The following is a 22667-nucleotide window of genomic DNA, read 5'->3' as shown; positions in this document are numbered from 1 at the left end:
TTAACCCCGTTGTTTAAAGACACTCTGTGTTACGGCTCCCTGGCCTACAAATCCTTGCGCCGCTGCCTACGCATGCACCAGAATCCGCCGGCTTGTGCGCCTTGGGCATGCTGCGTAACTTGATTCCGTCACTGATTTCCAGTGATCGGGTTTAGCAGCCCGTGGTTAATCTAAGGGTGCACATACATCATCGTCAGGCTCAGCGCCTGCATTCGATGGCGGCTGTGCGCAGGGCGCTTCGGCGCGCCGGCTTCCTTAGGTTCCCCGGTCTGCTAACCTGCGTTCAGCTGCCACCCCTTCTTTTAGCAGAGAAGCGGTTCCAGCTTTATTTCGGAACCTGAAGATGATTAAACCTACGCCTAACCCCCCGCTCACAGATCCCGCATCCCCCTACGAATCCCCCGACTCCAAGAAATTCCACGAAGCCGCCGAACGCGCCCTCGACCATTATCTCGGCCCTACCAACGCCGATCTGATGGCCACGCCTTACACCCCCAACACGCTGTACATGGCCAATCCCAATGCCGACACCGAATCCCTGCTGGCTGACGCTAGCGAAACCCTTGGCTCGGCCACGGTGATGCTCAACAACCATGCGGCAATGGTGGAAGGTACGCATCGCAAGACTGTGCAAGGTATTGCGCAGGTAGTGATGGTGGCGGAGATGGCTGTTAACCGTTTGTTGGATAGGTTGGTGCCGACGGAGTGACTTAAAAGCTGACCCTCACCCCAGCCCTCTCCCGTAGGGAGAGGGGGCCGACCGAGGTGTCTGGCGTCATACATCGACCTGAAAAACCGAGTCGATTATGGATCTGGTGAACCTGGTAAATTCTGGATTCAGTACAACATTCCCAGGTCGGCGCAATTCCCGAATATCCCCCAATCGGTCCCCTCTCCCTCCGGGAGAGGGCTAGGGTGAGGGTGCTCTTGATCGTTACGCTCAGCGTAATGATTCACCTCTGCGCTTGATTGATGCCCCCACCCCACACGCCTACCTTAGCTCCACGACAGCGAACCCCGTGGAGTGAGCATGACAACAACAATTTCCCCCGACTCGCGCTGGACGCGGCGGCGCGATGAGAAGCAGCGCCGCCTCGACAAGGTGCGCGGGCTGGCCGACGGTGTGGTGTTGCCCACCGACAAGATCGTCGCCGCGCTCGAAGCGCTGATTCATCCCGGCGACCGTGTGGTACTCGAGGGCAACAACCAGAAGCAGGCGGATTTCCTCTCCCGTTCGCTGGCCAAAGCCGACCCGGAAAAGCTCCACGACCTGCACATGATCATGCCCAGCGTCGGCCGCTCCGAGCACCTCGACCTGTTCGAGCGCGGCATCGCCCGCAAGCTGGATTTCTCCTTCGCCGGCACGCAGAGCCTGCGCATCAGCCAGTTGCTGGAAGACGGCCTGCTGGAAATCGGCGCGATTCATACCTACATCGAACTCTACGCGCGGCTGGTGGTGGACCTGATCCCTAACGTCGTGCTCTCGGCCGGGTTCATGGCTGACCGCGCCGGCAACATCTACACCGGCCCGAGCACCGAAGACACCCCGGCACTGATCGAACCGGCCGCGTTCAGCGACGGCATCGTCATTGTCCAGGTCAACCAGTTGGTCGACGACGTCAGCGAACTGCCGCGCGTGGACATCCCGGCTTCATGGGTCGATTTCGTCGTGGTCGCCGACAAGCCGTTCTACATCGAACCGCTGTTCACCCGTGACCCGCGCCACATCAAGCCTGTGCACGTGCTGATGGCGATGATGGCGATCCGTGGCATCTACGAAAAACACAACGTGCAGTCGCTCAACCACGGCATCGGTTTCAACACCGCCGCCATCGAATTGATCCTGCCGACTTACGGCGAATCCCTCGGCCTCAAGGGCAAGATCTGCCGGAACTGGACGCTGAATCCGCATCCGACGCTGATCCCGGCGATCGAGAGCGGCTGGGTCGAAAGCGTGCATTGCTTCGGCACCGAGCTGGGCATGGAAAACTACATCGCCGCGCGCCCGGACGTGTTTTTCACCGGCCGTGACGGCTCGCTGCGTTCCAACCGGATGTTCTGCCAACTCGCCGGGCAATACGCGGTGGATCTGTTTATCGGCGCGACGTTGCAGGTCGATGGCGATGGCCATTCCTCGACCGTGACCCGTGGCCGCCTCGCCGGTTTCGGTGGCGCGCCGAACATGGGCCACGACCCGCGCGGTCGGCGTCACGGCACCCCGGCGTGGCTCGATATGCGTCATGACGATGCGCAGCAACCGATGCTCGAACGTGGCAAGAAACTCGTGGTGCAAATGGTCGAGACCTTCCAGGAGGGCGGCAAACCGACCTTCGTCGAAACCCTCGACGCGGTGGAAGTGGCAAAGAAAAGCGGCATGCCGCTGGCGCCGATCATGATTTACGGCGACGACGTCACCCACCTGCTCACCGAAGAAGGCATCGCCTACCTGTACAAGGCGCGCTCGCTGGAAGAACGCCAGGCGATGATCGCCGCCGTCGCGGGTGTCACCGCTATCGGCCTGCGCCACAACCCGAAAGACACCGAACGTATGCGCCGCGAAGGCCTGATCGCCTTGCCCGAAGACCTCGGCATCCGCCGCACCGACGCCACTCGCGAATTGCTCGCGGCGAAAAGCGTGGCCGATCTGGTCGAGTGGTCCGGCGGCCTGTACAACCCGCCCGCCAAATTCAGGAGCTGGTAATGCACGCACTTAATCTGCAAGCGAAACCGCTGTCCCTCGCTGATCGATTGGCCGACCTGGCGGTGGACGCGCTGATCGACGAAGCCGATCTGTCGCCGAAACCGGCGCTGGTCGACCGTCGCGGCAATGGCGCGCACACCGATTTGCACCTGGGCCTGATGCACGCTTCGGCGCTGTCGTTGTGGCCGGCGTTCAAGGAAATGGCTGAGGCAGCGGTTGCAATCGGCGAAGTCGATTTAACATTGCGCGAAGCGATTGGCCGGATCGGACGTGAGGGCGAGCAAGCCATGCTCACAACCACCAACGGTGTGAACACGCATCGCGGTGCAATTTGGGCGATGGGATTGTTGGTGACGGCCGCTGCACTGGAACCGCAATCCTCCAGCGCCAATGCCGTCACCCTGCGTGCTGCACGTCTGGCCTTGCTGGATGATCGCCACGCACCAAAACCCTTGAGCCACGGCGCCCAAGTCGCCCTGCGTTTCGGCGCACGCGGTGCTCGTGAAGAAGCGCAACTCGGCTTCCCTTCGGTGCTGCAACGCGGTCTGCCACAACTCAAGCGCAGTCGCGCCAATGGCCACGGCGAACAGAACGCCCGGCTCGACGCCTTGCTCGCGATCATGACCGACCTCGCTGATACCTGCGTGCTCTACCGCGCTGGCGAAGAGGGCCTGCACGCCATGCAGTCCGGCGCGCAAGCGGTGCTCGACGCCGGTGGCAGCGCCAGCCTCGGCGGTCGCCGTCGCCTGCATGAACTGGATCAACAACTCATCGCGTTGAATGCCTCGCCCGGTGGCGCCGCCGACTTGCTCGCCGCGACGCTGCTGCTCGACCGTATCGAGCGCGACGGCATCCTTCAGGGAGCGTTTTGATGGAAACCCTATCGTTTGAATTCCCCGCCGGGCAGCCGCCACGCGGTCGTGCGCTGGTCGGTTGTGTCGGCTCGGGTGATCTGGAAGTGCTGATCGAACCGGGCCTGGCCGGCAAGCTGACGATCAATGTGCAGACCTCGGTCAACGGCGCGCAACTGCGCTGGCAGCACCTGTTTGCGCGGATGTTCGACGGCACCACGCCGCCGGCGATGGCCATCGATATCCACGATTTCGGCGCGACGCCGGGGGTGGTGCGCTTGCGACTGGAACAAGGTTTCGAGGAGATCGGCCATGACTGACAGCGCAGCGTTGCTCAACAAACACAGCTTCGTCGAACTCGGCGCGCGGCAACGGGCGCAAGCCCTGCTCGATGCCGGCAGTTTTCGCGAACTGCTCGACCCGTTTCAACGCGTCATGTCGCCGTGGCTCGAACTTCAGGGCGTGGTGCCGCAGGCCGATGACGGTGTGGTGATTGCCAAGGGCAGCCTCGACGGTTTGCCGGTGGTGATCGCCGCGATTGAAGGCGCGTTTCAGGGCGGCAGCCTCGGCGAAGTCGGCGGGGCGAAGATTGCCGGCGCGCTGGAACTGGCGGCGGAAGACAACCGCAAAGGCATTCCGACGCGCGCGGTGTTGCTGCTGGAAACCGGTGGCGTGCGCTTGCAGGAAGCCAATCTCGGGCTGGCGGCCATTGCCGATATTCATGCGGCGATTGTCGATTTGCAGCAGTACCAACCGGTGGTCGGTGTGGTTGCGGGCAGCGTCGGTTGCTTCGGTGGTATGTCGATTGCGGCGGCGTTGTGCAGTTATTTGCTGGTGACTCAGGAAGCACGCCTCGGCTTGAATGGCCCGCAGGTGATCGAGCAGGAAGCCGGGATCGAGGAATACGACTCCCGCGACCGGCCTTTCATTTGGAGCCTGACCGGCGGCGAGCAGCGTTTCGCCAGTGGTCTGGTCGATCGGTATGTCGCCGATGACGTGGCGAAGATTCGTCAGCAGGTTGGTGAATTGCTCCAGCAAGGTTTGCCGAAGCAACCGCGCAGCCAACGTGCCGAATGGTTTCTGCAACGCCTGAGCAGTCTGAATACTGACCCGCAAATCGAACCGTCGGTGGTTCGCGATCTGTATCAAGGAGAGCGCTCATGAGCGGTTATTCGCTGCGCGGTTTGCACTGGTTCGACGCCTTGAGCGCGGGCGCTAAAAGTGTCGAAGGGCTGCCGCCATCGTTGAAGGTTGCCGACGCTGAGCTGGGGCGTTTTATCGCTGTGGTCGCTGATCCGGACAATCGTTTCCCGCGTGCTCGTAATGGCGAAGTCGGCTTGCTTGAAGGCTGGGGGCTGGCCAAGGCTGTGGATGACGCGATCACGGCCGACCGCGACAAACCGCAGAAGCGCCCGATCATCGCCATCGTCGATGTGCCGAGCCAGGCTTACGGTCGTCGCGAAGAAGCACTTGGCATTCATCAGGCGCTGGCCGGTGCAGCGGACAGTTATGCCCGCGCACGTTTGGCTGGGCATCCGGTGATTGCGTTGCTGGTCGGTAAGGCGATGTCCGGGGCGTTTCTGGCGCATGGTTATCAGGCCAACCGTTTGATTGCGTTGCGCGATCCCGGCGTGATGGTGCATGCCATGGGCAAGGCTTCGGCGGCGCGAGTGACGTTGCGCAGTGTTGAAGAGCTGGAAGCGCTGGCCGCCAGTGTGCCGCCGATGGCTTATGACATCGACAGTTATGCGAGCCTCGGTTTGCTCTGGGAAACCCTGTCGGTGCAACAGATTGAGCAGCCGACGGCGGATGATCTTTCGAGCGTTAACGAGTGCCTGAAGCAAGCCATCGGCGATGTCGTCAGCACTGATCTGAGCAATCGTCTCGGCGCGAAAAATCGTGCGGCTTCCAGCAAAGTGCGCGAACTGTTGAGGGCGCAGTGGTGAACACGCCTCTGGCCCACGATCTGCTCTGGGGCATGACCCCGGCGCAGTTGCCGGCGGATGCGCCGTTGTGGGCAGTCGAGTCGCTGGCTGCTGGGCAACCGGTGGTGGTGCGTCGGGCGTTGAGCGATGAGGGTTCTATCGCGGTCGGCGTGCGCGGTGTGTTGCGCGAGCAGCGGTTGGCGGCGTTTATGGCGGTCGATTCGATTGCCTGTCGGGTCAGTCCCGAAGCGCTGTGTCACGTCGACTGCGAGCGAGATCTGCCGGTCATGCAGGCGCTCAAACAACTGCGGCCAATACTCGATGACTGCGGTTGGGTCTGGGGTGTCAGCGGCAGTGTCGGGTTTGAATTGGCCAGTGGTTTTATCGCGATGCACGCGGCCAGCGATCTCGATCTGATTCTGCGTACACCACAACTGATCACGCGTAATCAGGCTCGTAAATTCGTAGAGATTTTCGATCAAGCCAAGTGCCGGATCGACATGCAGTTGCAGACGCCGTTCGGTGCGGTCGCATTGCGCGAGTGGGCCAGCGGATCGGCACGCGTGCTGCTGAAAAACGAGTATCAGGCCTGTTTGGTGACTGACCCGTGGAACCCGCAGGAGCAGGCAGCGTGAGCAGTCTGCTGGTGTTCCCCGGCCAGGGCGCGCAGCAAGCGGGCATGCTTCAGCGTTCGCCCCGCGAGACCTTGGTCGAGGCCAGTGATGTGCTCGGCGAAGATGTCTCGCTGCTGGATTCCAGCGCAGCATTGCGCACGACAAGGGCGGTTCAGCTGTGCCTGCTGATCGCCGGCGTCGCTGCTTCGCGGCAGTTGTTGCAGGACGGACTGACGGCGGATTACGTCGCCGGCCTGTCCATCGGCGCTTACCCGGCAGCAGTGGTTGCGGGGGCGTTGAGCTTCAGCGATGCGTTGCATCTGGTCAGCCTGCGCGGCGAACTGATGCAACAGGCTTATCCACAGGGCTACGGCATGACCGCGATCATCGGCCTGCAATTATCCACAGTCGAAACGTTGCTGGCGCAGGTGCATAGCGAAGATTCGCCGGTGTATCTGGCCAACATCAACGCCGACAATCAGGTGGTGATTGCCGGCAGTGACAAGGCCATGCAAGCGGTGGCCGAACTGGCGCGCAGTCGTGGCGCCGGTCTGGCAAAACGTCTGGCGGTAAGCGTGCCGTCGCACTGCCCACTGCTGGACGAACCGGCGCAAACCCTTGCCGAAGCCTTCGCCAAGGTCGAGCTGAAAACCCCGAAAGTCACTTACTTGAGTGGCAGTCGCGCGCGTCCGGTGATCAAACCTGAAGCCCTGCGCGACGACCTCGCCTTCAACATGTGCCGCGTGGTGGATTGGCGCGGCACCGTGCAAAGCGCCTACGAGCGCGGTGTGCGTCTACAAATCGAACTGCCGCCCGGTGCGGTACTGACAGGGCTGGCGCGCCGGGTGTTCGAGCAAGGCACGGTCACTGCCTTCGACAGTGCGCGTCTCGACACCCTGCAAGCGCTGTTGCGTGAGGAGGGTAGCCGCCAACTCTAAACCACCGCGACTCAAGCTTCGAACAACAAAAACAACATTCGACGATGCACTTTGAGGACTACAACAATGATTATTTACGGTGTGGCGCTGCTCGCGATCTGTACGCTGGCAGGGGTGATCATGGGTGACATGCTCGGCGTGTTGTTGGGCGTCAAGTCCAATGTTGGCGGGGTCGGCATCGCCATGATCCTGTTGATTTGCGCGCGGTTGTGGATGCAGAAGCGCGGCGGCATGACCAAGGAATGCGAGATGGGCGTCGGCTTCTGGGGTGCGATGTACATTCCGGTGGTGGTCGCGATGGCGGCGCAACAGAACGTCGTCACCGCGCTGCACGGTGGCCCGGTGGCGGTGCTGGCGGCGATCGGCTCGGTGGTGGTCTGTGGTTGCACGATTGCCTTGATCAGCCGCACCCATAAGGGCGAGCCATTGCCTGACGAGCCGGCGGAAATCTCCCCGGTCGGCACGCCAGTAGGAGGCCGCTGATATGTGGGATCTCATCGAGAAAGGTCTGGAACACAATGGGCTGGTCACTGCATTCGCTTTTGTCGGCGTGATCATGTGGGTGTCGGTGGTTCTGTCCAAACGCCTGACGTTCGGACGCATTCACGGTTCGGCGATTGCCATTGTTATTGGTCTGGTACTGGCCTGGGTCGGCGGCACCATGACCGGCGGGCAGAAGGGGCTGGCGGATCTGACGTTGTTCTCGGGTATCGGCCTGATGGGCGGGGCGATGCTGCGTGATTTTGCGATTGTTGCCACAGCGTTTGAAGTGCAGGCGACCGAGGCGAAGAAGGCTGGGTTGATTGGTGTGATTGCGCTGCTGCTGGGCACGATTTTGCCATTCATTGTCGGCGCGTGCATGGCCTGGGCGTTCGGTTATCGCGATGCGGTGAGCATGACCACCATCGGCGCCGGGGCGGTGACTTACATCGTCGGGCCGGTGACTGGCGCGGCGATTGGCGCGACCTCGGATGTGATGGCGCTGTCGATTGCCACCGGGTTGATCAAGGCGATTCTGGTGATGGTCGGCACGCCGGTTGCGGCGCGCTGGATGGGCCTGGATAACCCGCGTTCGGCGATGGTGTTTGGCGGGTTGGCCGGGACTGTCAGCGGCGTTACAGCTGGGTTGGCGGCGACGGATCGGCGGTTGGTGCCTTATGGGGCGTTGACGGCGACGTTCCACACCGGGCTGGGGTGCTTGCTGGGGCCATCGCTGTTGTTCTTCATTGTTCGCGGGATTGTGGGCTGAAGATCAAAAGCCCCTCACCCTAGCCCTCTCCCGGAGGGAGAGGGGACTGACCGCGGTGGATGTTGGAGGTACGCCGACCTGAAAGTCCTGAGTCGAACTCAGGTCTTGAAACCCATGGAGATCTGCTCCCTTTCCCCCTCTACCCCTTGGGGGAGAGGGCTGGGGTGAGGGGGTAGCTCTTGATCTTGATCTAAATCCCAGCCTGGCGATTGGCATACATCCGACACTCCGCCAACAACGCCAGCAAATTCGGATCCCTCTCCTTGGCCTTCAAAAACACCACACCAATGTGCTGCTGCAACCGGTACTTCTCCTGCAACGGAATCAGCTTCACCCGGTTTTCATACACCGCCGCAATCCTTCCCGGCAGCAACGCATAACCCACCCCCGAGCTGACCATGCTCAACAGCGTGAAAATGTCATTCACCTGCATCGCCACCTTCGGTTCGAACCCCGCCTGCTTGAACACCCGCACACCATCCTGATGGGTCGCAAAACCCTGAGTCAGGGTGATGAAGGTTTCATCGCGCACTTCAGCCAGATCCACTTCACTGCGCTGGGCGAACTTTGAATCTGCCGGCGTGGCGAGGAAAATGTCATCGGAAAACAGGGGGATCTGCTCACAGTCCGGGTCGTTGATGCTGTCGTCCAGCGACACCAGAATCGCGTCAACTTCCATGTTTTTCAGCTTGTAGAGCAGGTCGATGTTCGAACCGAGGATCAGGTCGATGTTGAGCTCGCTGCGACGGATCTTCAGGCCCATGATCAATTGCGGTACGGTTTTCACCGTCAGCGAATAGAGCGAGCCGAGTTTGAAGCGTTCAGCGGAAAAACCGGCGGCTTCGCGGGTCAGGCGCACGCTTTCGACGACGTCGTTGATCAGCTTCTGTGCGCGTTCTTCGAGGACGTAAGCACTTTCCAGCGGTGTCAGGTTGCGGCCTTCGTGTTTGAACAGCGGACAGCGCAGGGCGCTTTCCAGCGAATGAATAGCGCGGTGCACGCTGACGTTGCTGGTTTGCAACTCGGCGGCAGCGCGGGCCAGATTGCCGGTGCGCATGAAAGCGAGGAACACCTCGAGTTTTTTCAGGGTCAATTCTTCGTCGATCAGCATGGCGCGGACTCTTTTTGGAATGCGTCGATTGTGCCTTGAAGATCAAAAGATCGCAGCCTTCGGCAGCTCCTGCATTGGAATGCGTTCGAAGGTAGGAGCTGCCGAAGGCTGCGATCTTTTGATTGCGCTTTTACGCTCAAGGCCCGAGCCTTGCGCGCTGCGGTAACGAATGTGAGGTGAGCAATACATGTATCACGGAGAACGATTGAACGCCTGGACCCATCTGGTCGGGGCGGTGGCAGCATTTGTGGGTGGCGTGTGGATGTTGGTGATCGCCTGCCTGGATGGCAGCCCGTGGAAGATTGTCAGTGTGGCGATTTACGCGTTTACCTTGCTGGTGCTTTACAGCGCCTCGACCGTGTACCACAGCGTGCGCGGGCGCAAGAAAGCGATCATGAAGAAGGTCGATCACTTTTCGATCTATCTGTTGATTGCCGGTAGCTACACGCCTTTCTGCCTGGTGACCCTGCGCGGGCCGTGGGGCTGGACGCTGTTCGGGATTGTCTGGGGGCTGGCGCTGATCGGCATTCTGCAAGAGATCAAACCGCGTTCGGAGGCGCGGATTCTATCGATCGTGATTTACGCGGTGATGGGCTGGATTGTGTTGGTGGCGGTCAAGCCGCTGATTGCGGCGCTGGGTACGACAGGTTTTGCCTGGCTGGCGTCGGGCGGGGTTTTGTACACAGTGGGGATTATCTTTTTTGCCCTCGATCACCGGTTGCGGCATGCGCATGGGATCTGGCATCTGTTCGTGATTGCCGGGAGCTTGCTGCACTTTGTGGCGATTCTGTTTTACGTGCTGTAGACCGGCTGACTGATCGTTCCCACGCTCTGCGTGGTAACGCCTCCTGTGACGCTCTGCGTCACGCCGTTTGGGACGCGGAGCGTCCCGGGCTGCATTCCCACGCAGAGCGTGGGAACGATCAGTCCGGCAAAAAGGTTTAGAAGTCACCCCAAAGCTGTTGGGCCACCGCCAGCGCAACCACTGGCGCCGTCTCTGTGCGCAACACCCGCGGGCCGAGGCGGGCGGCGTGGAAGCCGTTGCCTTTGGCTTGCTCGACTTCGGCGTCAGTCAGCCCACCTTCAGGCCCGATCAAGAACGCCAGCGTCGCCGGTTTGGCATGACTCACCAACGGCTCCGCCACCGGATGCAACACCAGTTTCAACTCGGCTTCGGTCTGTTTGATCCAGTCCGCCAGCAACACCGGCGGATGAATCACCGGCACCCGCGAGCGCCCGCATTGTTCACAGGCGCTGATCGCCACCTGACGCCAGTGCAGCAGGCGTTTGTCGGCGCGTTCGTCCTTGAGGCGGACTTCACAGCGATCACTGAAGATCGGCGTAATTTCATTCACGCCCAGTTCGGTGGCTTTCTGAATTGCCCAATCCATGCGCTCGCCACGGGACAGTCCCTGGCCGAGGTGGATGTGCAGCGGCGATTCGACCTGGCCGGCGAATTGTTCGTCGATCTGCACGGTTACACGTTTCTTGCCGACTTCCAGCAGGGCGCCGCGAAATTCATGGCCGGAACCGTCGAACAGCTGCACCGCATCGCCCTCGGCCATGCGCAGCACGCGGCTGATGTAGTGCGCCTGGGCTTCCGGCAGTTCGTGTTCGCCGGTGCTCAGGGGGGCGTCGATAAAGAAGCGGGACAGTCTCATTTCGGGTCTCTCAGATTAGATCGTTCCCACGCTCTGCGTGGGAATGCCTCAATGGACGCTCTGCGTCCGCTTTGGGACGCGGAGCGTCCCGGGCTGCATTCCCACGCGGAGCGTGGGAACGAGCGAGTAAACCGGATCAACCCGGATCGCGGAAGCCGGGGTGGAAGTCTTTCGGCACGGCCACGCTGACGCTGTCACGCGTGGCAATGTCGATGCCTTCGCTGGCGACTTCGGCGAGGAAGTCGATCTGCTCCGGGGTGATCACGTACGGCGGCAGGAAATACACCACGCTACCCAGCGGACGCAGCAACGCGCCACGCTCCAGCGCATGCTGGAACACTTTCAGACCGCGACGTTCCTGCCAAGGGTAGGCCTCTTTGGTGGCTTTATCCTTGACCATCTCGATGGCCAGGACCATGCCGGTCTGGCGCACTTCGGAGACGTTCGGGTGATCGACCAGATGCGCCGTCGCCGAGGCCATGCGCTGGGCCAGCGCCTTGTTGTTCTCGATGACGTTGTCCTGTTCGAAGATATCCAGCGTTGCCAGTGCCGCCGCGCATGCCAGCGGGTTGCCGGTGTAGCTGTGCGAATGGAGGAAGGCGCGCAAGGTTGGATAGTCATCGTAGAACGCGCTGTAGACCTCGTCGGTGGTCAGGCACGCGGCCAGCGGCAAATAGCCGCCGGTCAGCGCTTTCGACAGGCAGAGGAAGTCCGGGCGGATGCCGGCCTGTTCACAGGCAAACATGGTTCCGGTGCGACCGAAGCCAACGGCGATTTCGTCGAGGATCAAATGCACGCCGTAGCGATCGCAGGCCTCGCGCAGCAATTTCAGATACACCGGGTGATACATGCGCATGCCGCCAGCGCCCTGAATCAGCGGCTCGACGATCACTGCCGCGACGCTGTCATGGTTCTCGGCCAAGGTCTGTTCCATGGCCGCGAACATGTTGCGCGAATGTTCTTCCCAACTCATCCCCTCGGGGCGCCCGTAGCAATCCGGGCTCGGCACCTTGATGGTGTCCATCAGCAGCGCTTTGTAGGTCTCGGTGAACAGCGGCACGTCACCGACCGCCATCGCCGCCATGGTTTCGCCGTGGTAGCTGTTGGTCAGGGTGACGAAGCGCTTCTTGTTCGGTTGACCGCGATTGAGCCAGTAGTGAAAGCTCATTTTCAGCGCGACTTCGATGCAGGACGAACCGTTATCGGCGTAGAACACCCGGTTCAGGCCTTCCGGCGTCATCTTCACCAGTCGCTCGGACAGCTCGATCACCGGTTGATGGCTGAAGCCAGCCAGAATCACGTGCTCCAGTTGATCGACCTGATCCTTGATGCGCTGGTTGATGCGCGGGTTGGCGTGGCCGAACACGTTGACCCACCACGAGCTGACGGCGTCGAGGTAGCGCTTGCCTTCGAAGTCTTCGAGCCAGACGCCTTCGCCGCGCTTGATCGGGATCAGCGGCAGCTGTTCGTGGTCTTTCATCTGGGTGCAGGGATGCCACAACACCGCGAGGTCGCGTTGCATCCACTGGTTATTCAGGCCCATTTACAGTCTCCTCGAGGCGGCTCGCGTCAGGCGCGGGCAAACAATCGCGCAAGCCTATGCAATGCATCGCGCGGGGACAACCCATTGTGTCGATTGAGCTACTTTGTATGAGCCGATAGACGTCGCTGGCGGCGTTTTGATGGCTAACGTATTCTTCGCGGTTCTTTGGGTCGTCTGACCCGCAAAACTGCTTTTTCCTACGTGTATTTCCGGAGTTCGCTGAATGTCTGTCGGTTGGCTGCGCGCCTGTGCGCTGGTGATGTTGGGGCTGTTCAGCGTTACAGCGCTGGCCAAGGATAAAACTGCAATCGTGATCGGCGGCGGCCTCTCGGGTCTGACTGCCGCTTACGAACTGCAAAACAAAGGCTGGCAGGTCACCCTGCTGGAAGCCAAGCCGAGCCTGGGCGGACGCTCGGGCATGGCCACCAGCGAGTGGATCGGCAACGACAAGACCCAGCCGGTGCTGAACAAGTACGTGTCGACGTTCAAGCTGGGCACCACGGCGGCACCTGAGTTCGTGCGGACCCCGGGCTACCTGATCGACGGCGAGTATTTCTCTGCCGCCGATCTGGCGACCAAGCAACCGGCCACCGCCGATGCCTTGAAGCGCTATCAGAAAACCCTCGACGATCTGGCACGTTCGATCGACGATCCGCAGAACCCGGCGGCGACCAGTACGTTGCACGCACTGGACCAGATCACCGTATCGAGCTGGCTCGACAAGCAGAACCTGCCGGCCACTGCGCGTCAGCTGATCAACCAGGACATCCGCACCCACTACGACGAACCTTCGCGTCTGTCGCTGCTGTACTTCGCGCAGCAGAACCGCGTGTATCGCGGCATCTCCGACCGTGACCTGCGTGCTTCGCGTCTGGTCGGCGGCAGCCAGGTGCTGGCGCAGGCGTTCGTCAAACAGATCAAAACCATCAAGACCAACTCGCCGGTGTCGGCGATCAATCAGGACAAGGATGGCGTGACCGTCAAGGTCGGCAGTGTTGGTTATCAGGCTGATTACGTTGTACTGGCCGTGCCATTGCGTGCGCTGAACAAGATTGCTTTGACGCCGGCGCTGGATGCCCAGCACATGGCCGCGATCAAGGGTACCAACTACGGCTGGCGCGACCAGATCATGCTGAAGTTCAAGACGCCGGTGTGGGAAAGCAAGGCGCGCATGTCCGGCGAGATCTACAGCAACACCGGTCTCGGCATGCTCTGGATCGAACCTGCCCTGAAGGGCGGCGCCAACGTGGTGATCAACCTGTCCGGCGACAATGCCCGCGTGATGCAGGCGTTCGGCGACAAGCAGATGGTCGATCAGGTGCTGATCCGTCTGCACGCGTTTTATCCACAGGCCCGTGGCTCGTTCACCGGTTATGAAATCCGTCGCTACAGCACCGACCCGTCGATGGGCGGTGCGTACCTGGCTTACGGCCCGGGGCAGATCAGCAAGTTCTGGCGCCTGTGGGAACGTCCGTTGCAACGCGTGACGTTTGCCGGCGAACACACCGACACCTTGTACCCGGGCACGCTGGAAGGCGCACTGCGCACCGGTCAGCGTGCGGCCAGTCAGGTTGAAGATCTGGCGGCGGGCAAATCGTTCGAGCCAGCCAAAGTGGTCCCGGCCGCAGCAGCGGCAGGCGCGGCGGGTGCCGTGGCGGCGAAGAAGGGTAACTTCTTCACTAATTTGTTCGGCGGTTCGGATGACGAGAAGAAGCCTGAGCCAGTGAAGGCGCCAGAGCCGGCTCCTGCTCCGGTCGCACCAGCGCCTGCGCCAACCCCGGCACCTGCGCCCGCTCCGGTGGAAGCACCGAAGCCTGCAGCTCCGGTAAAGGCTGAGCCTGCGAAGAAAGCGGCAGCCAAGCCAGCGGCGAAGAAGCCGGCTGCGAAAACCGAGGCGAAAAAGCCTGCGGCCAAACCAGCGGCGAAAAAGGCTGAACCGGCGAAGAAGCCAGCAGCCAAGCCTGCGGCAACGACCGAGACCAAGGCGCAGTAAGCCTTGCGGTGAATGAAAAGCGCGGCGTTTATGCCGCGCTTTTTTTTGCCTGTGAGGGCCCCATCGCTGGCAAGCCAGCTCCCACAGGTTTCTGAGGTGAACGCAGAATTTGTGAACGCCACCGACCACTGTGGGAGCGGGCTTGCCCGCGATGAAGCCTGTCCAGACAGCGCATCATCAGGATCTGCCACCTAACATCCCGCCACACTTTCCCCGTTAATCTTTCCTTAACAAGCCACTTCCAGACTCTTGATCGTATTTCTCGATATTTCAAAGCAAAATTTTCCGCTTTAATTCGATAGATAACTCGCTAGTCTTGGTTCGCAGTTCTCACAGGATTTGGGCAATGCAGCTACGTAACTCTTCTTCGCGCTATGGTTGGGTCAGCATCTTCATGCACTGGGGCGTGGCGCTGGTGGTCTTCGGGCTGTTTGCGCTGGGCCTGTGGATGGTCGGGCTGGATTACTACAGCAGCTGGCGCAAAGAGGCGCCGGATCTGCACAAGAGTATCGGCCTGGTGTTGCTGGCCGTGATGGTGTTGCGGGTGCTGTGGCGTTTTATCAGCCCACCGCCGCCGACGCTGCAGAGCTACAGCCGCATGACCCGTATCGGCGCCAAGTTCGGCCACGGGTTTCTGTATCTGGCGCTGTTCGCTGTGATGCTTGCCGGTTACCTGATTTCCACCGCAGACGGTGTCGGGATCCCGGTGTTTGGCCTGTTTGAAGTTCCTGCACTGGTTTCCGGGCTACCGGATCAGGCAGATACCGCTGGGGTGATTCATCTCTGGCTGGCGTGGGCACTGGTAATTTTTTCCGGTCTCCATGCGTTGGCAGCATTGAAGCACCACTTTATCGATCGTGATGCGACCCTGACGCGAATGCTCGGTCGCAAAGCCTGAAATTCAACCTCGACTCAAAGGAAAAGAAAGCATGTTGAAAAAGACTCTGGCCGCTCTGGCAATCGGTTCTGCACTGCTCTCGGCCCAGGCCATGGCAGCGGACTACAAAATCGACAAGGAAGGTCAGCACGCCTTCGTTGACTGGAAAATCAGCCACCTGGGTTACAGCTTCATCCACGGTACTTTCAAAGATTTCGACGGTACGTTCTCGTGGGATTCGGCCAAGCCTGAAGCCAGCAAAATCTCCGTCGATGTGAAAACCGCCAGCCTTTGGTCGAACCACGCTGAACGTGACAAGCACATCGCCAGCAAAGACTTCCTCGACGTGGGCAAGTTTGCTGACGCCAAGTTCGTCTCCACCGCTGTTAAGTCGACCGGTGAAAAGACTGCTGACGTGACTGGCGACCTGACCCTGCACGGCGTGACCAAGCCTGTGACCTTCAAGGCCACGTTCAACGGCGAAGGCAAGGATCCATGGGGCGGCGAGCGTGCTGGCTTCAATGCCAAGACCACCCTCAACCTGAACGATTTCGGGATCAAGGGCCCAGGTCCTACCTCGCAAACTGCGGATCTGGACATCTCGCTGGAAGGCGTGAAAGTTAAGTAACTTTCTCCTCGCCACATAAAAACGCCCCCGGTTGAAAGGCCGGGGGCGTTTTTTATTGCCTGCCACAACCCTGATCTCCTGTAGGAGCTGCCGAAGGCTCGGGCCGCGATCGGACGATCTTTTGATGTTGGCTTTTCTAAGATCAAAAGATCGCAGCCTCGGCAGCTCCTACAGAAAGCGGGTTTGGGTCGTCCATAAAAAATGCCCCGGCTCTTTCGAGGCGGGGCAATTTTCATTGCAGCGTCAAATCAGCGATTGCGGGTCAGCAAGGCTGGTTTTTCGCCACGCGGGCGGCTTGGCAGTTGATCAAGCTGCTCAGGCGTCGGGAAGCGATCGGCTTTCGATTCCTTGTGCATGATCTTCGGGCCGGTGCTGCGCGGGTTCTGCACGGCTGGCTCGCTGCGCGGCTGATCGTCACGGGCTGGACGGCGGTTGCGCGAGGACGAAGCGGAATCGTCGCGACGACCCGACTGACCGTCACGCGGTGCACCATTGCGCGGGCCGCTGCGTTTGGCCGGTGGGGTGCCGGTGCTCGAACCGTTGCTGTTGCGCGGGCCGTTCTGGCGACCCTGCGACTGACCGCCGCGAGGTGCGCCCGAACCTGCGCCAGCACCTTGAGCCGGTGCGCCTGGACGACGACCACGGCCGCCAGCAGGAGCCGGTTTCGGCACGTAGTCAACGCGGTTACCGAAGTTATCGATATCGTCGTCGAGGAATTCGTCCGGTGCGCGATCAGCTGCCGCACGTGGCGGTTGGCTCGGACGCTGTTCGCGGCTCGGAGTACCTTCGCGCGGTTTCTGCTGACGGGCAGGGCGCTCGCCACGTTCACCGGCCGGTTTTTCCTTGCCCTTGTCTTTGCCTTTGTCCTTACGACCGCCACCACCGCCGCCACCATTCGGCCCGTCGCCGCGTGGGCCACGTGGATTGCGCGGGTTACGCACGTCCGGACGTTCACGCACTTCCGGCTTCTCGGCTTCAATGGTGCTCGAATCGAAGCCCATCAGGTCGCCGTCGGCGATTTTCTGCTTGGTCATGCGCTCGATGCTTTTCAGCAGTTTCTCTTCGTCCGGCGCGACCAGCGAAATCGCCTCGCCCGAACGACCGGCACGGCCAGTACGGCCGATACGGTGAACGTAATCTTCATCGACGTTCGGCAGTTCGAAGTTGACCACGTGTGGCAACTGATCGATGTCCAGACCGCGCGCGGCGATGTCGGTAGCCACCAGGATACGCACCTGGTTGGCCTTGAAGTCGGCCAGCGCTTTGGTCCGTGCGTTCTGGCTCTTGTTACCGTGGATCGCCACAGCCGGCAGGCCGTGCTTGTCCAGGTACTCGGCCAGACGGTTGGCGCCGTGCTTGGTGCGGGTGAACACCAGCACCTGTTCCCACGCGCCGGCGGTGATCAGGTGCGCCAGCAGCGCACGTTTGTGGCTGGCCGGCAGACGGAATACGCGTTGTTCGATGCGCTCGACCGTGGTGTTCGGCGGCGTCACTTCGATGCGTTCCGGGTTGTGCAGCAGCTTGCCGGCGAGGTCGGTGATGTCCTTGGAGAACGTCGCCGAGAACAGCAGGTTCTGACGCTTGGACGGCAGACGCGCGAGAACTTTTTTCACGTCGTGCACGAAACCCATGTCGAGCATGCGGTCGGCTTCGTCGAGGACGAGGATTTCCACGTGGGACAGGTCAACGCTGCCCTGGCCGCAGAGATCGAGCAAACGACCCGGGCACGCAACGAGCACGTCAACACCACGGGACATGGCCTGAACCTGTGGGTTCATGCCAACGCCGCCGAAGATGCAGGCGCTGACGAATTTCAGGTCACGGGCGTAGATCTTGAAGCTCTCGTGTACCTGGGCCGCGAGTTCGCGGGTCGGGGTCAGGACCAGTACGCGCGGTTGGCGCGGGCCATGACGCTGGGATTTGTCCGGGTGACCATTGGGGAACAACCGCTCCAGGATCGGAAGGGCGAAACCGCCGGTTTTACCGGTACCTGTCTGTGCCGCAACCATCAGGTCGCGACCTTGCAACACGGCGGGAATGGCCCGCTGTTGCACCGGAGTAGGCTCGGTATAGCCCGCATCTTCGATGGCGCGGACTAAAGCCTCGGAGAGACCGAGGGAAGCAAAGGACATGAGTAATCCTGTTTTAGTTAGGGCTTGGCCCAATGGGAGTCTTGCCTGGCGCGAATCACGTTTAAGAGGACGCAATCCCGTCCGGTCCTGCTGCGGTTCCGAAGGCACGTCTGGAGCGCTCGCGCGGGCTGCAAAGCTGCGCTGTAGCGGGTCGAGAGGCCTGTTACGGTTCCGGGCGTCCGGGCGTGAGCCTGGCGGGAACGCCGGAGTATAACAGAGCAATCACTGCGCGCTGCTTTCCTGCTGCTCAACGGTTTTGCCGCTGGCCGTGGCTGAATTCATTGATGGGCTGCTGGCGGGGGCGGCGCCGTAGCGTGCGCTCAGCTCGGCGTAGGCCGGTTCGCGCTTGAATCGCTTGAGCTCGGCGCCAAACCGCTGCACCAGCAAATCCATGCCGGCATTGCGTCGAACCGCGAGAAACTGGCTCTGACGGCTAATAACCGTCGGGTTTTCGGTGATTTGATCGCGAATATTCAGCTCATCGAGCAAATGCTGACCGACGCGACGATCAGTGATCAGCAAGTCAATGCGACCGCGCACCAGTTTGCCGAAGTTGGCTTCGTGGGTCGGGGCCGGTTCACGGGTAAACAATGTTGATTCGCTGAAGTCTGGGCTATAGAGATAACCCGGCGAGGTGCCGATGGTCAGGCCTTTGAGTTCTTCGAGTTTGCTGAACGGGTGCGGCCGGTCGTTGGCGTAAAACATCACGAATTCGACGTCCGACAGCGGCTCGCTCGGGTAGAGCAGGGTGGCGTCGCGCTCATCGCTATGGAAGATATCCAGCGCGCCATCGGCAAGGCCGGTTTCAAGCATCGACAGGCAACGCTTCCACGGCAGGAATTGCCATTCGACTTCTATGCCCAGCCGTTTGAAGACGATGGCCGTGGTTTCGTAATCCAGTCCGAGGTTCTTACCGTTCTCTTCATAGACGTAAGGCGCCCACGGCTCGGTGACAATACGCAACTTCTCGCCTCGAGCGGCGAAGCTCAGGCAAGCAAAAACCAGCACGGCGAATAACTGCGTGATCAAAGGCATGGCTTGAGATTACGACGAGAAACGCGAAAGAGCCAGAAAGTGCCTGCACAAGCTCTAATTCGGGGATTTAAAAGCAAAAGATCGCAGCCTTCGGCAGCTCCTACAGGTGTAATTAAATCCTGTGTAGGAGCTGCCGAAGGCTGCGATCTTTTGATCTTGCTTGTTGCTTTCAGCTTGAAGCTTGCCGCTGTTTCAACGCGGCAACTTCAGGTTATTCCAGATCGCCAGACTCGGCTCGGCCTGGTTCATGGAATAAAAGTGCAGCCCCGGCGCGCCGCCCTGCAACAGGCGTTCGCACATCTCGCTGACGACTTGCTCACCAAAGCGCTGAATGCTTTGTGTGTCATCGCCGTAGGCTTCCAGTTGCTTGCGGATCCAGCGCGGGATTTCCGCACCGCAGGCATCGGAGAAGCGCGCGAGTTTGCTGTAATTGGTGATCGGCATGATCCCCGGCACCACCGGAATGTCTACGCCCAGTGCCTGCAAACGGTCGACAAAGTAGAAGTAACTGTCGGCGTTGAAGAAGTACTGGGTGATCGCGCTATCGGCACCGGCGCGAGCCTTGCGCACGAAGTTGGCGAGATCGTCTTCGTAGTTGCGTGCTTGCGGATGCATCTCCGGGTACGCAGCGACTTCGATGTGGAAATGATCACCGGTTTCTTCACGAATGAATTCAACCAGTTCATTGGCGTGACGCAGCTCGCCGCTGGTCATGCCCATACCAGACGGCAGGTCACCACGCAGGGCGACGATGCGCTTGATGCCGGCAGCCTTGTACTCGTTCAGCAGGCCGCGCAGGTCATCCTTGCTGTCGCCGACGCACGACAGGTGCGGTGCGGCCGGGATTTGGACTTCGCTTTCCAGTTGCAGAACGGTGTTGAGGGTGCGATCACGGGTCGAACCACCAGCGCCATAGGTGCAGGAAAAGAAATCAGGGTTGTAAGTGGCCAACTGACGGGCAGTGGCGAGCAGTTTTTCATGCCCAGCATCGGTCTTGGTCGGGAAGAACTCGAAGCTGTAGCGACGGTCTTGGGACATGGTCATACCCTTGGAAACACGTAAGCCGGACGCTGCACCCTGTAGGAGCTGCCGCAGGCTGCGATCTTTGCAGATCATAAGATCGCAGCCTGCGGCAGCTCCTACACAGAGCGGTCAGCAGCGCCAGTCAGGCAACGCGGTGCGCCAGGCACACCGCGTCGACGCTCAGCCAATCAGTAGCGGTAAGCGTGTGGCTTGAACGGGCCTTCGACGGTCACGCCGATGTAGTCAGCCTGTTGCTTGGTCAGTTGAGTGACCACGCCACCGAAGCCGCGAACCATTTCCAGGGCCACTTCTTCGTCGAGTTTCTTCGGCAGTACTTCAACGGTCAGACGCTCGGCTTTCTGGGCTGGCGACAGGTCGGCGTACTTCTGGCCGAACAGGAAGATCTGTGCCAGAACCTGGTTGGCGAACGAACCGTCCATGATGCGGCTTGGGTGACCCGTGGCGTTGCCCAGGTTTACCAGACGGCCTTCGGCCAGCAGGATCAGGTAGTCGTCGTTCTGTGCGTCGAAAGCGCCCGGGCCGGTACGGTGAATCTTGTGCACCTGTGGCTTCACTTCTTCCCATGCCCAGTTCTTGCGCATGAAAGCGGTGTCGATCTCGTTGTCGAAGTGACCGATGTTGCAGACAACAGCGCGCTTCTTCAGAGCTTTGAGCATGTTCGCGTCGCAAACATTGACGTTACCGGTGGTGGTCACGATCAGGTCGATCTTGCCCAGCAGCGCTTTGTCGATGCTTGCTTCGGAACCGTCGTTGATACCGTCGATGAACGGCGAAACCAGTTCGAAACCGTCCATGCACGCTTGCATGGCGCAGATCGGGTCAACTTCGGAAACCTTAACGATCATGCCTTCCTGACGCAGGGACTGAGCGGAGCCCTTGCCCACGTCACCGTAACCGATGACAAGCGCTTGCTTGCCGGACAGCAGGTGGTCAGTACCGCGCTTGATCGCGTCGTTCAGGCTGTGACGGCAGCCGTACTTGTTGTCGTTCTTGGACTTGGTCACCGAGTCGTTGACGTTGATGGCCGGGATTTTCAGCTCGCCCTTGGCCAGCATGTCCAGCAGACGGTGTACGCCGGTGGTGGTTTCTTCGGTCACGCCGTGAACGCGATCCAGTACTTGTGGGTACTTGTCGTGCAGCAACTGAGTCAGGTCGCCGCCGTCGTCGAGGATCATGTTGGCGTCCCATGGCTGGCCATCCTTCAGGATGGTCTGCTCCAGGCACCACTCGTACTCTTCTTCAGTTTCGCCTTTCCAGGCGAAAACCGGGATACCGGCAGCAGCGATAGCGGCAGCAGCCTGATCCTGAGTGGAGAAAATGTTGCACGACGACCAACGTACTTCGGCACCCAGGGCAACCAGGGTTTCGATCAGCACGGCAGTCTGAATGGTCATGTGGATGCAGCCGAGAATCTTGGCGCCTTTCAACGGCTGTTCGCCGGAATACTTGCGACGCAGACCCATCAGAGCCGGCATTTCCGATTCGGCGATGATGGTTTCGCGACGGCCCCAGGCAGCCAGGGACATGTCGGCAACTTTGTAATCGTTAAAATCTGCAGGCGTGATAACAGCGCTCATGAAGAGCCTCCATTCGTAATGTATGCGAATGGGCGCCGTTGTGCGTTTAGTGTCCAGCCTAAGGCCGGTCAACGCCCCATCCGAGCCTGACAGGTTGAACCTGCTGCAGCGCCCCTCGGACAGGTGGCGGGAAAACGGTATCAATTGAAGATGACCGTTTTGAAACGGGGGCGATTATAGCCGTCTAGACTGATCTTCCAAAGGGTTTCTGTCGGCCAGATGAAGATCGTTAATGACGACCATAGTCGAAGCCGCATGGAGCCTGACCGCTCAGTCTGCCAAGATACCGTCCATCGTTCGGCAAGACACTCAGGAGTGAAGATGAATTTCCACACCCGCAAATGGGTAAAACCCGAAGACCTCAACCCCAACGGCACCCTGTTCGGCGGCAGCCTGCTGCGCTGGATCGACGAGGAAGCGGCGATTTACGCCATTGTGCAGTTGGGCAATCAGCGCGTGGTGACCAAGTACATTTCCGAAATCAACTTCGTCAGCGCCTCGCGCCAGGGCGACATCATCGAACTGGGCATTACCGCCACCGAATTCGGCCGCACCTCGATCACCCTGACGTGCGAAGTGCGCAACAAGATCACCCGCAAGAGCATTCTCACCGTTGAGAAGATGGTTTTCGTCAATCTGGGCGAAGACGGCTTGCCGGCACCGCACGGGCGCACTGAGATCAAGTACGTCAAAGACCAGTTCCAGGAAGATGAGTTAGTCAGCGAGTAATGCGAGCTCTGTAGGAGCTGCCGCAGGCTGCGATCTTTTGACTTTGTTTTTTGTAAAGC

Annotated in this window: 22 protein-coding genes and 1 riboswitch; of the genes, 15 read left to right on the top strand and 7 right to left on the bottom strand. The window is 60.4% G+C overall.

The annotated features are described in order from the left end of the window. The first annotated feature begins 343 nt into the window (after positions 1–343). The 10 genes from ACZZ0A_RS23575 (at position 344) to madM (ending at position 8278) form a co-directional block, all read left to right on the top strand. Positions 344–709, top strand: coding sequence for a DUF6124 family protein (locus ACZZ0A_RS23575; RefSeq protein WP_034153647.1), 366 nt, complete (start codon positions 344–346; stop codon positions 707–709). A 321-nt stretch (positions 710–1030) separates the two neighbouring features. Continuing rightward, entirely contained in the window at positions 1031–2701 is a 1671-nt protein-coding gene (gene mdcA, locus ACZZ0A_RS23570; RefSeq protein WP_098966058.1) for a malonate decarboxylase subunit alpha, read from the top strand. Next, on the top strand, positions 2701–3573 hold the full coding sequence (locus ACZZ0A_RS23565) for a triphosphoribosyl-dephospho-CoA synthase (protein WP_463543798.1): 873 nt from the start codon (positions 2701–2703) through the stop codon (positions 3571–3573). The genes mdcA and ACZZ0A_RS23565 overlap by 1 nt, the downstream gene beginning before the upstream one ends. Then, entirely contained in the window at positions 3573–3872 is a 300-nt protein-coding gene (locus ACZZ0A_RS23560; protein ID WP_007913697.1) for a malonate decarboxylase subunit delta, read from the top strand. The genes ACZZ0A_RS23565 and ACZZ0A_RS23560 overlap by 1 nt, the downstream gene beginning before the upstream one ends. Further along, on the top strand, positions 3865–4716 hold the full coding sequence (locus ACZZ0A_RS23555) for a biotin-independent malonate decarboxylase subunit beta (protein WP_463543797.1): 852 nt from the start codon (positions 3865–3867) through the stop codon (positions 4714–4716). Before ACZZ0A_RS23560 ends, ACZZ0A_RS23555 begins: the two co-directional genes overlap by 8 nt. Further along, complete coding sequence (gene mdcE / locus ACZZ0A_RS23550; RefSeq protein WP_463543796.1) at positions 4713–5498, top strand: biotin-independent malonate decarboxylase subunit gamma; 786 nt, start codon at positions 4713–4715, stop codon at positions 5496–5498. The genes ACZZ0A_RS23555 and mdcE overlap by 4 nt, the downstream gene beginning before the upstream one ends. Further along, on the top strand, positions 5492–6112 hold the full coding sequence (locus tag ACZZ0A_RS23545) for a malonate decarboxylase holo-ACP synthase (protein WP_463543795.1): 621 nt from the start codon (positions 5492–5494) through the stop codon (positions 6110–6112). The genes mdcE and ACZZ0A_RS23545 overlap by 7 nt, the downstream gene beginning before the upstream one ends. Next, positions 6109–7029, top strand: coding sequence for a malonate decarboxylase subunit epsilon (gene mdcH, locus ACZZ0A_RS23540; RefSeq protein WP_463543794.1), 921 nt, complete (start codon positions 6109–6111; stop codon positions 7027–7029). The genes ACZZ0A_RS23545 and mdcH overlap by 4 nt, the downstream gene beginning before the upstream one ends. A 66-nt stretch (positions 7030–7095) precedes the next feature. After that, complete coding sequence (gene madL / locus ACZZ0A_RS23535) at positions 7096–7512, top strand: malonate transporter subunit MadL (RefSeq protein ID WP_038358777.1); 417 nt, start codon at positions 7096–7098, stop codon at positions 7510–7512. A 1-nt stretch (position 7513) separates the two neighbouring features. Beyond that, on the top strand, positions 7514–8278 hold the full coding sequence (madM, locus tag ACZZ0A_RS23530; RefSeq protein WP_007913704.1) for a malonate transporter subunit MadM: 765 nt from the start codon (positions 7514–7516) through the stop codon (positions 8276–8278). A 190-nt stretch (positions 8279–8468) separates the two neighbouring features. On the opposite strand, the gene ACZZ0A_RS23525 is transcribed toward madM, so the two are convergent. Next, positions 8469–9389, bottom strand: a complete 921-nt coding sequence (locus ACZZ0A_RS23525; protein ID WP_007913706.1) for a LysR family transcriptional regulator — start codon at positions 9387–9389, stop codon at positions 8469–8471. Between the two features lie 187 nt (positions 9390–9576). Here ACZZ0A_RS23525 and trhA point away from each other — a divergent pair, with 187 nt between their 5' ends. Then, complete coding sequence (trhA, locus tag ACZZ0A_RS23520) at positions 9577–10194, top strand: PAQR family membrane homeostasis protein TrhA (RefSeq protein ID WP_007913708.1); 618 nt, start codon at positions 9577–9579, stop codon at positions 10192–10194. Positions 10195–10330: 136 nt separating this feature from the next. Here trhA and ACZZ0A_RS23515 read toward each other — a convergent pair whose 3' ends face one another. Together ACZZ0A_RS23515 and ACZZ0A_RS23510 are read right to left on the bottom strand one after the other, a co-directional pair. Next, positions 10331–11050, bottom strand: a complete 720-nt coding sequence (locus ACZZ0A_RS23515) for a 16S rRNA (uracil(1498)-N(3))-methyltransferase (protein ID WP_007913710.1) — start codon at positions 11048–11050, stop codon at positions 10331–10333. Positions 11051–11186: 136 nt separating this feature from the next. Then, the gene (locus tag ACZZ0A_RS23510; RefSeq protein WP_007913711.1) at positions 11187–12593 is read right to left on the bottom strand and encodes an adenosylmethionine--8-amino-7-oxononanoate transaminase; all 1407 of its coding nucleotides are present in this window, start codon (positions 12591–12593) and stop codon (positions 11187–11189) included. Between the two features lie 223 nt (positions 12594–12816). Here ACZZ0A_RS23510 and ACZZ0A_RS23505 point away from each other — a divergent pair, with 223 nt between their 5' ends. The 3 genes from ACZZ0A_RS23505 to ACZZ0A_RS23495 all read left to right on the top strand — a co-directional run bounded on the left by ACZZ0A_RS23505 (position 12817) and on the right by ACZZ0A_RS23495 (position 16091). Next, positions 12817–14586: a flavin monoamine oxidase family protein gene (locus ACZZ0A_RS23505; RefSeq protein WP_414893068.1), complete on the top strand. Its 1770-nt coding sequence runs from the start codon at positions 12817–12819 to the stop codon at positions 14584–14586. A gap of 346 nt (positions 14587–14932) precedes the next feature. Beyond that, the gene (locus ACZZ0A_RS23500) at positions 14933–15484 is read left to right on the top strand and encodes a cytochrome b (protein ID WP_007913713.1); all 552 of its coding nucleotides are present in this window, start codon (positions 14933–14935) and stop codon (positions 15482–15484) included. Between the two features lie 31 nt (positions 15485–15515). Then, positions 15516–16091 carry a YceI family protein gene (locus tag ACZZ0A_RS23495; RefSeq protein WP_007913714.1) on the top strand — a complete coding sequence of 192 codons (576 nt, stop codon included), beginning with the start codon at positions 15516–15518 and terminating at the stop codon, positions 16089–16091. A 248-nt stretch (positions 16092–16339) separates the two neighbouring features. Here the strand turns inward: ACZZ0A_RS23495 and ACZZ0A_RS23490 are convergent, their stop codons facing one another. The 4 genes from ACZZ0A_RS23490 to ahcY form a co-directional block, all read right to left on the bottom strand. After that, on the bottom strand, positions 16340–18223 hold the full coding sequence (locus ACZZ0A_RS23490; protein WP_007913716.1) for a DEAD/DEAH box helicase: 1884 nt from the start codon (positions 18221–18223) through the stop codon (positions 16340–16342). 222 nt (positions 18224–18445) lie between these two features. Next, positions 18446–19258: a substrate-binding periplasmic protein gene (locus tag ACZZ0A_RS23485; RefSeq protein WP_007913718.1), complete on the bottom strand. Its 813-nt coding sequence runs from the start codon at positions 19256–19258 to the stop codon at positions 18446–18448. Positions 19259–19450: 192 nt separating this feature from the next. Beyond that, the gene (metF, locus tag ACZZ0A_RS23480; protein WP_463543793.1) at positions 19451–20296 is read right to left on the bottom strand and encodes a methylenetetrahydrofolate reductase [NAD(P)H]; all 846 of its coding nucleotides are present in this window, start codon (positions 20294–20296) and stop codon (positions 19451–19453) included. A gap of 173 nt (positions 20297–20469) precedes the next feature. After that, entirely contained in the window at positions 20470–21879 is a 1410-nt protein-coding gene (gene ahcY / locus ACZZ0A_RS23475; RefSeq protein WP_064388105.1) for an adenosylhomocysteinase, read from the bottom strand. A gap of 23 nt (positions 21880–21902) precedes the next feature. Continuing rightward, positions 21903–22002, bottom strand: a riboswitch (S-adenosyl-L-homocysteine riboswitch). Between the two features lie 198 nt (positions 22003–22200). Here ahcY and ACZZ0A_RS23470 point away from each other — a divergent pair. Next, entirely contained in the window at positions 22201–22608 is a 408-nt protein-coding gene (locus ACZZ0A_RS23470) for an acyl-CoA thioesterase (protein WP_007913723.1), read from the top strand. Positions 22609–22667: the final 59 nt, after the last annotated feature.

It is taken from the genome of Pseudomonas sp. AC242 (genome assembly GCF_979258655.1).
Note: the sequence above shows the minus strand (reverse complement) of the source record. Positions and strands in the feature narration are given on the sequence as shown.